This is a genomic window from Rhizobium aethiopicum (assembly GCF_900094625.1).
GTDB lineage: Bacteria > Pseudomonadota > Alphaproteobacteria > Rhizobiales > Rhizobiaceae > Rhizobium > Rhizobium aethiopicum.
In genome coordinates, this window is sequence record NZ_FMAJ01000048.1 from 1 (window position 1) to 6,577 (window position 6,577).

The 6,577-nt window shown below is 57.1% G+C and carries 5 protein-coding genes and 1 pseudogene; 1 reads left to right on the top strand and 5 read right to left on the bottom strand.

What is annotated here, in order from left to right; genetic code table 11:
* The 5 genes and pseudogenes from GA0061105_RS31920 to GA0061105_RS34180 form a co-directional block, all read right to left on the bottom strand.
* A pseudogene (locus GA0061105_RS31920) lies at positions 1-399 on the bottom strand (DDE-type integrase/transposase/recombinase); the annotation flags it as partial.
* A gap of 108 nt (positions 400-507) precedes the next feature.
* Positions 508-2,655, bottom strand: coding sequence for a peptidase domain-containing ABC transporter (locus tag GA0061105_RS31925; protein WP_004676279.1), 2,148 nt, complete (start codon positions 2,653-2,655; stop codon positions 508-510).
* 27 nt (positions 2,656-2,682) lie between these two features.
* Complete coding sequence (locus GA0061105_RS31930) at positions 2,683-3,768, bottom strand: HlyD family secretion protein (RefSeq protein ID WP_008533948.1); 1,086 nt, start codon at positions 3,766-3,768, stop codon at positions 2,683-2,685.
* Between the two features lie 114 nt (positions 3,769-3,882).
* A complete protein-coding gene (locus GA0061105_RS33865; RefSeq protein WP_004676277.1) occupies positions 3,883-4,008 on the bottom strand; it encodes a hypothetical protein in 126 nt (41 codons plus the stop codon).
* 181 nt (positions 4,009-4,189) lie between these two features.
* Positions 4,190-4,669 (bottom strand): Tn3 family transposase, encoded by a 480-nt coding sequence (locus GA0061105_RS34180; RefSeq protein ID WP_245345081.1) that lies wholly within the window; start codon positions 4,667-4,669, stop codon positions 4,190-4,192.
* An 889-nt stretch (positions 4,670-5,558) separates the two neighbouring features.
* On the opposite strand from GA0061105_RS34180, the gene GA0061105_RS31940 reads away from it, so the two are divergent.
* A protein-coding gene (locus GA0061105_RS31940; protein WP_092755361.1) for an IS3-like element ISRel21 family transposase occupies positions 5,559-6,577 on the top strand; the annotation gives its coding sequence in 2 pieces (ribosomal slippage) (positions 5,559-5,820 and positions 5,820-6,577; 1,020 coding nt annotated over the 2 pieces). This gene is flagged as partial in the annotation.

Sequence of the window (6,577 nt, forward strand, 5' to 3'; positions counted from 1 at the left end):
ATTGTAGTATCTACGCCAATCCTCCATCTTTTCGCGGGCATCCGCAAGGGTCAGGAACCAATGCTGGTTCAGGCATTCTGCACGGAAGCGGCCATTGAACGCTTCGATGAAAGCATTATCAGTCGGCTTGCCGGGGCGTGAGAAGTCCAACGTCACACCCTTGGAATAGGCCCACAGGTCCAAGTCGCGCGACACGAACTCGGTCCCTTGGTCGACACGGATCGTTTTCGGATAGCCGGCTTTTTGGCACACCCGTTCAAGGGTTTGCACAACGTCTTCGCCTCTATAGCTATGACGTGGATCAAGCACCGGCACGTAGCGCGAGAAGGTGTCGACCACCGTCAGCACGCGCAGTTTCTTACCCGTTGCGAGTTGGTCGTGAACGAAGTCCATCGCCCACGTTCCGATCACCGCCGCTTCAAGTTCACAGCCGACAATGTTGCCATGCTGCTTAACCGTGACGTTCACAACCGTTTTCAATCCTCGAGCCGACAGGGCCTACACGGATCACGACCTTGGCGCCCGCCATAATCGAGCGTAAGGGCCATCAGTTCTCACTAGGTCAGCGTGCTTTCCCTCCTCAATGACCCGCCCCTTGTCCAGGACCACAATATTGTCCGCCCCACGAACGGTGCTCAACCGATGAGTGATGACTATGATGGTCTTCCCAGCGCGAGACAGATCCTCAACAACCCGCAGCACAAATTCTTCGGCTGCCGAGTCCAGAGAGGAGGTCGCTTCGTCAAGGATTAGAACGTCGGGATCCCGGTACAGGGCCCGAGCCAATGCGAGGCGCTGCTTCTCACCTCCGGAGAGGCGAACCCCGTTCTCGCCCAGATGGGCCTGGAACCGCCCGGGCCAGCGCTCGATGCACTCCCGCAGTCCTATTCGATCACAGATGCGTACGATCTTATCGAACTCCGGTTCGAACTCGCCCAGGGCGATGTTCTCGATCACGGAACCGGAGAAGACGTCTATCGATTGCGGTACTGCAGCCATGACCTTGTGCAGTGATGCGCTCGAGAAATCCTGGAGGGCATATTGGCCGATCCGAATGCATCCATCCTCAAGCTGGTAGACATTCTGCAGCAGAGCCGCAAGGGTGCTTTTGCCCGAGCCGCTCTCACCCACGACGGCCGTCAACTCTCCTTGGCGAAAGGAGACGCTTAGATCGCTGAAAACCTCCGCCTGCGCGCCATAGCGGAATGTGACGTTCTCCAGGCGAATATCTCCGAGATCGGTCTTCGTAGCATCGATGCCGCTGCTGCTTGCCGACTCCAGTTCAAAGATCTCGAAAAGTCTATCCGCCGCGATAAACGCGTCTTGAACGATCCGGTTGGTCTGGATCAGGCGGGCGACCGGCCGGGTGATATAGCCAAGCAACGTATAGCAGGACAGCAATTCGCCGGGCGTGACGGCCTGTTCGAGCGCAAGCGTGGTTCCAAACCACATCAGCACGATGGTGAACAGGACCGACAGCAACGTCGAGGCGTTGTCGCCGCAGATTGAGATCAGCCCGGAGCTGTAGACGGAATGCAGCATCTTTACGAAGCGGGTCTCCATTTTGAAGTTTGCGAAGCTCTCGACGCCGGAAGTCTTAATGGTGGAGACAGCTCCGAGTGATTCTACCAGTTGCGCCTCGAGTTTGGCGTCATTTTCCATGATGACTCGTTGGAGATTTCGATTCATCCGATTGATGGCCCAATATACCAGGATGTACATTGGAATGGCGAGCGCCACGATCAAAGCAATATTCCAGGAATAGATGAACATCATTCCGAACGAGAACAGTATCATTAAAATGTCAACAAACATGTTTATCGAAACGTCGTTCAGGAAGCTCCTGATTTTCACAGCGTCGTTCATGCGCGACACGATTTCTCCCATGCGCATGCTATCGAAGAACTTCTGGGGCAGGGCCAGGATGTGATTGTAATAGCCGAGGATCAAGCATACGTCGATCTTCTGCCCCGTCTGCAGGACGAGTCGGCCTCTTAGGAGGTTGATCAGGATCTGTATCGCTAGGATCAGCAGCATTGCGATGCTCATCAAGTTGAGCAGGTTGCGGTTTCCCGCTGGGATCACGTGATCAACGATCTTCTGAACGTAGATCGCCGTCGAGAGACTGAGGACGGTCGTCACAAGAGCGCCGACGAGAGCCTGCGCCATCACCGTGCGGTGTGGCGCGAGTAGGCGGGCGAATCGGGCGAGGGGCGACGTGGTCTCGTCTCGACGATTGAATGTGTCTGCCGGAACCAGCAAAACCAGAACGCCGGTCCATTGCTCCATGAATTCCTGATGCGGCACTTTGCAGATTTCGCCCAAGGCCGGGTCCATGACGATGACCCACTTGGCGTCGATCGCATGGACCACTACGAAATGGTGCAGGTCCTCCTTGACGACGTGCGCGATAGCGGGCTTGGGGATCTTGTACAGGCTGTCGAAGCCACCTTTGACGCCTTTCGCGATGAAGCCCAGCTTCTGCGCCGCTTCCGTGAGCCCCAGCACACTCGTACCGGAGCGGTCGGTCGACGCATACTGGCGGATGCGCGCCAATGGCAACTTGTAGCCATAGAAGGCTGCGACAGATGCGAGGCTGGCGGCGCCGCAATCCGTGATGTCACGCTGTTTGAACTTAATGGCCTTACTCGACATGGAGGCTCGCTGGCTGTTGGGACAATATTAGCGCCCCGCCAGCATCGGGTTGAGCCAATCGTCTGCCTCGTCGTAGAGCAGTTGCAGGAGAGTGCGATTGGCCAACAGAAAGCGAGCCCGCACGGTCATGCCTTTCTTCAGGTGGCCGATGGCCCCGCTTTTCAGCGCGAGTTCGCTGCGAGAGAGCGCGCACTGGACCTTGAAGACCGGGTTCCCGTCATGCAGAGTGAAGTCCTGCGCCACCTCGACCACCCTTGCTTTGATGACACCCCATTGGTTGTAGTTAAAGGCATCCACTTGGAGCCGCACCGGCTGACCAGGCTGCACAAAGCCAATGTCGTTGGGGGAGACGTAGATTTCCGCCACCAGATCGTCGTTCGGCGAGATCCAACCAACGGTTTGCCCGCTCTGCACGTAGCTTCCGTGCGCGAGGCCGGAGAACTGCTCGAGAGCACCCGATACTGGGGCGCGGATGCGGTGCAGGTCCCGTTCGTGCTCGAGCTGATGCAAGGTGGCCGTGAGTTCCTTTAAGCGCAGGTTAGCATCAAGGAGCTTCTGGTTCCAATCAGCGGTTTTGCGTCGCACGAGGATCTCGCCTTGGACCTCGATATTTTGGAGAGCGAAAGCCTTCTCGTCAACGGTCTTCGCCGGCGCCGCAGCAGCCGAGACAAGTCGCTTTGCGCGGTCGAGTTCCGCCGCGGCGTTACTGCGCGCATTTTGGTTCTCGCGCAGCAAGTTGAGAAAATGCACCCTTTCAGCCGTCGCGGATTCGGTTTGGAGGGGGGGCGAGACGCTGAGCCTTGCGCCGGAAGAAATCAGCGTTTGGAAGTCATGGGCAAGATCGCTCTTGGCATGAATGTCGGCTAAAACCCCGCTGAGCTTTTCCTCGATTACATGATCGTCAAAGGCGATTATTTCCTTCCCCTTAGCAACGACATCGTTCTCAAAGGCAAGGACACGGGAGATGCGTCCGGAGACGGGCGCTATCAGGGGCGTCTTCTCCACGATCGGGCGAATAGTACCGACACTCTGCATGGAGACCGGTATGGTAACGAGTGGCAGTGAGCCAAATGCCGCGGCGACGAAGAGCAAGATCGCCCTATAAATGCTCAAGGATCGTCCTGATCGTCGCGCCAGTATGCTTTCTGCGATGCAGCTGGCCGTTTCAGCAGAAAGGGGAACTGCTAGTCTGTAGTCACTAGGAGCCATCGAGAGCCAGCTCGCTTATCAACCAAACAAGTGTCCGTAACGTCGCAAAAACAAGTAAACCCAAAAATACCAACCTCCGGAGGTTTCAGCTGCTTCTTGAGGGGTTAATTCGGTTACACGATAGGCTGCCATGTTGTTCATCATTGGTGTCTCCGTTCAGAGCTGGATTGAGAAGATGCCAAGGTCCCCGTTGGGAGCTCCTAGCGGCGCGCAACAAAAAGGTTCAAGATTCGTGCCAATGCAGAAGGAGCGAAAAGCATCAGAAAACTGTTCTGTATGTTATTCAATGGCTGCCCTAGAGCGCCGAGACGTGCCAAACCGCACATCACGCTGTCGCAAGCACGACAAACCGAGTAGGGTTCTGAATGAACGTCCTGAACAGGATCGACAGCTCCAAAGTTCGGTGGCGACGGTACAGTTGAGACTCGGCGCTCAGTAAGCGCGCCCCCATCCGCGTAGCCCCCATCGAGTTTGCCGTCGATTTTTGTTGCTGCTGATTCACTCTGAAACCTGGTGAATTGTTGGTGGCCCTCCGCACGATAGTGGGCGCGGATGCGCCGCTTGGTGCCGCGGGCCGTCGCCTTGCGCTGTGGCGGCAAATAATAGGCCGTCGCTCGAAGCCGGAGTGCCCATGGATCGGTAACCCCGCCTGCGCCTCGACCACCCTGGCTAGCGCCCGGTCGTAGGCTTCGCTCTCGACATGCCACTGTCGAACACGGATTAACACCCACAAGGTGTGGGTGTCTGTGGCATCGGCCATCATGCGCAGGCCAAAGCTAGTCTCTTCTGCGAGGATGACGTTCATCGCAGGGCGCTCCTGTACGCAGATGACTGAATGCTTCGCAGAAGCCAGTCGCAGCATCCACGTCTGGACGTCGCCTTCGCAATCGAGCCGCCCGGAATCGTAACAGCCCGAGCTGGCGCGGCCAAGCTCGCGTAACCGGATGTCGAGGTGAGCTTGAGATTTGCCAGCTATCCTCCTGTCGCAACGGCCCCGCGAGACGATCGCTGTCGGCCACAGCCTGGGCCGGAACAAGTGCAGGTCTGAGATCGCCATAGCGTCGGGACCCGCCCAAGCATTGCCCAATAGGTCTCGTGTTTCTTTTCGCATCCGGTGGATCTTTTACTTGACACATCCGGCCATAGCATCTGCCAATAGGGACAAGGCCACGCCCTGGTAAACGTGAAATACGGCAGGATGCTAGGCCTTCAGGCCTACAGCCAGGTCTCGGATCGATACGGGTCGATCCGTCTGTCGTCCTCGTCGATCAGACGCTTGAGCCATTCCAGCGCCGCGATGGCGGACCCGATGTGCTGCATTGTTCCGGAATTCGAGCAGGCTCAGCAGCCTCGGCAACATGCGTGGATAATGAAATGCCGTAGGAGGAACGTGGCACCGCCTGGGCTCGCTGCTTAGGAACCGCCAGTCTCGTATTTGCGGACCAGAGCCGAAAGTATCGCCTGTTCGGCAATTTCGGCACCGCTCCGTCGAGGGCCTTGATCGCGGACCCGGCGATGCGAGCCAAAAGGCGCTCCTCGCTGGCCCCTTTTCAATTTCTTGGCGATCGAGGCGACGACCCTACGTTCCCATTCGCCACCATCTTGTGCACTTTGATCTGAACCCTTCAAACTGGACCAGTTTTGGTTAGAGTTTTCCGGTGCATTTTCCTGGCTGGGAAAGGGACCAGAAGACGATGAAAGCGTCGCAGTTTTCGGACGCTCAGAAGGCGTTCATTCTGAAGCAAGGTGATGAAGGCGTGTCGGTTGCTGAAATCTGCAGGAAGGCGGGGATCAGCCAGGCGACTTATTTCAACTGGAAGAAAAAATACGCGGGCATGCTGCCACCGGAGATGAAGAGGCTGAAACAGCTCGAGGACGAGAATTCGCGCCTGAAGAAGATCGTCGCGGATCTGACGCTGGACCGCGAGATGTTGCAGGATGTCATCCGCCGAAAGCTCTAAGGCCTGCTCGGAAGCGGGAGATGGTGAAAGGCATGTGCTGCGATTGGGCGATCTCGATCCGACGTGCTTGTGGAGCGTTGAACTTCGATCGATCAACTCACCACTATACCTCTCGCCGTGCTGATCAGGCCGGTCTGGAACGTCGTATTCGCGAGATCTGCGAGATCCGTGTGCGGTACGGCTATCGCCGCGTGCATGTGCTGTTGGAACGCGAGGGTTGGGGCACCAACATCAAGCGAACCTACCGCATTTACAGGGACTTGGGGCTACAGTTGCGGAACAAGACACCGAAGCGGGGGGTAAAAGCCAAGCTTCGCGAGGATCGGCACATGGCCGTCGGACCCAACGACGTCTGGGCGATGGACTTCGTTCACGACCAACTCGCAACGGGTAAGAAACTGCGCGTGCTGACGGTGGTCGACACCTTCTCGCGCTACGTGCCGGTGCTTGATCCACGTCATAGCTATAGAGGCGAAGACGTTGTGCAAACCCTTGAACGGGTGTGCCAAAAAGCCGGCTATCCGAAAACGATCCGTGTCGACCAAGGGACCGAGTTCGTGTCGCGCGACTTGGACCTGCGGGCCTATTCCAAGGGTGTGACGTTGGACTTCTCACGCCCCGGCAAGCCGACTGATAATGCTTTCATCGAAGCGTTCAATGGCCGCTTCCGTGCAGAATGCCTGAACCAGCATTGGTTCCTGACCCTTGCGGATGCCCGCGAAAAGATGGAGGATTGGCGTAGATACTACAAT